This is a genomic window from Streptomyces palmae (assembly GCF_004684805.1).
Lineage (GTDB): Bacteria > Actinomycetota > Actinomycetes > Streptomycetales > Streptomycetaceae > Streptomyces > Streptomyces palmae.
Genome location: NZ_SRID01000594.1, coordinates 1 through 2386, shown reverse-complemented (window position 1 = coordinate 2386; position 2386 = coordinate 1). Strand labels below are relative to the sequence as shown.

Here is a 2386-nt window from a genome sequence, read left to right as displayed (position 1 = left end):
GAACCCAAGCCCGCCGCGCGCTGGGTGGGCGGCCCCGTCCACGGTGAGTTCGGCGGTGCCGCCGGCGCCCAGGTTGCGGTGGTCCACGGTGGTGTGCACCCCGGTGCCGTCCCGGGCGGTGATCCCGGCGCCCAGGCAGACCACGGCGTCGGCCAGGAAGAACCAGGACTTGCGGGCCCGCAGGGTGCTGCTCAGCCCGTGCACCTCCTGGCCGACGGCGGCGAACTCGCCGTCGGTGGTGCCGCCCACCCAGCGCGCGGCGGGCTTGGGTTCGCCCCAGGAACCGCCCTCGTTGTCGGCGAGCGGCTTGGCGGAGACGGTGGTGCCCGGCAGCCGGTAGGGGTCGGCGGTGGGCCAGAAGGCGTCGCTGTAGGTGCCGAGGGTCTCCGGTCCGGCCCACCAGGAGAGCATCCCGGCCCCGGTGTGCCAGCCGCGCGGGTTCTCGCCGTTGCCGTTCTCGTAGTGGGCGATCCGGTCGGAGGCCATGGCCAGGCCGGCGGACCAGCCCGGTCGGCGGTGTGCGGCCCGGTCCATGGCGGCGAACAGCCGGTGCTCCACCGGCTGTTGCGCGGCGGGTACGGGGCCGGCCGCGATGGCGTGCAGTCGGGCCAGCTCGGCCACCGGGAGCCGGGGATCGGTGAGTACCGGGCTGTGGGTGTCGGCCTGGATCCAGCTCTTGACCAGGGCGTGGACACGTTCCCTGGCGGTGGTGCCGGTGCTCTCGCCGAGCAGGGCCACGGCCGCGACGATCTGGTGGCCGCGCTGGTGGTCGCTCTGGGTGGGCAGGCTGGGGGCACCGCGCTGGACGCCGCGGCTGATCGCCCGGCCGCTGACGCAGTCCATCACCAGGCCGCCCACGATCAGCGGGGCGAAGGCCCGCTCCACGCTGTCGTGGACGTTCCGCCGGGCCGGGTCGGTGATCTCCCAGGGCGATCCGGTGAGCAGGTGCAGCAGCCGGGCCAGGCCGTCCAGCAGCACCTGCCCGTAGGTGCCGGTGTAGGCCACCTGGGTGTGCTGGACGAAGGAGCCGTCGGCGTAGAGGCCGTCGCCCGCGGTCACATAGGGGAAGACCGGCGAGAGGGCGTCCCGGGCCAGTGCGATCTTGTCGGGGGCGGCGCCCAGGATGCCGCGCAGGGCCACCACCCGGCACAGGTCCACCCGGTTGGCACCGGTGCTGGTGCCGGTGTAGTCGCCCAGCAGGCTGTCCGGCACGAAGTGGTCGACCGCGGCCAGCGCGCGCTCGCGCAGTTCGGCCGGGAGCTGCTCGTGGCAGATGGCGAGGGTGTCCAGCAGCAACCGGGGGCTGCCGATCTGCCATTCCCACCAGTTGCCGTAGGGGGTGGTGCCGGGGTGGTAGACGGTGCGGTCCAGGTGGTCCAGTCCGCGGGCGAGGTCGGCGGCGAGGCCGGAGTCGCCGGTGAGGCCGGTGCCGGGCTGGGCGTGGGCCTGGGCCAGGGTGGCGAGCCGGGCGTAGCTCTGGGTGATGCCGGTGGGCGGGTCGTAGGGCTGGTCGGGCCAGAGCGAGTCGGCGGCGGGGCGCATCGCGGCGCGGTGTGCGGCGGCCTGCGCGCCGAGTTGCCGCAACCGGTCGGCATAGGGTTCGGCGGCCGGGTCGAAGCCGGTGCCCAGGGCGAGGTCCCGCCAGCGCAGCCGGAGTGCGGGGTAGGGGTCGTCCGCCGCGGTCCTGGCGGCGTTCGGGTGAGGGCGGCCTGGCCCGGCGGGACTCGCACCGAGGACCAGGCCGAGGCCCAGTGCGCTGGTGGTGGTCGTGAAGCGTCGCCGGGGCCAGGCCGGCGCCATCAGCAGCCGCCGCAGTTGTAGTACAGGACGTCCCAGTGGTTGCCCTCGAGGGCGTAGATGTTGCCGGAGCCCGACTGGTACATCTTGGCGCCGTCGCTGCGGACGCCGATGTAGCTGAAGGTTCCGGTGATGTAGTTGCTGACGCAGCTGTTGAGGGCGTAGTCGAGCTTGTAGCCGTTCCAGTGGCTGTAGGTGCCGCTGGCGTGCCCGGTCTCGGTGCCGCCGGTGATGTTCAGGGCGCAGCCGGTGGCCCGCTTGAGGGTCTGCGCGCCCTGGGCGGTGGCCAGGTTGAGCTGGTCGAAGGAGGTGCAGGTGGAGTTGTTGCGGTCCGAGCAGTTGCCGGAGGAGGACCAGGTGATGCCCACCTCGCGGAACATCGAGGTGGCCTGGGCGTGGGTGATCTTGGTGACGGTGGTCGCGGCGTGCGCCTCACCGGCCGAGGTGAGGACGCCGGTGGCGGGTGCGAAGAGCGCGCCGAGGACGAGGGCGAGTGCGGTCAGGACGGCGCGGATAGGGTGAAGCCTCAAGGGGAAGGACCCTTCTGGGGGGCAGACCGTGCTGCGGGGGAAGTGGGGGTGTGGTGCGG

At 73.4% G+C, this 2386-nt stretch carries 2 protein-coding genes; both read right to left on the bottom strand.

Annotated features, from left to right (window positions below):
* The coding region (locus tag E4099_RS31305) for a polysaccharide lyase 8 family protein (RefSeq protein WP_135342479.1) at positions 1-1800 on the bottom strand (1800 nt) is incomplete at its 3' end.
* On the bottom strand, positions 1800-2327 hold the full coding sequence (locus E4099_RS31300; RefSeq protein ID WP_135342478.1) for a hypothetical protein: 528 nt from the start codon (positions 2325-2327) through the stop codon (positions 1800-1802). The genes E4099_RS31305 and E4099_RS31300, both read right to left, overlap by 1 nt.
* Between the last annotated feature and the right edge of the window lie 59 nt (positions 2328-2386).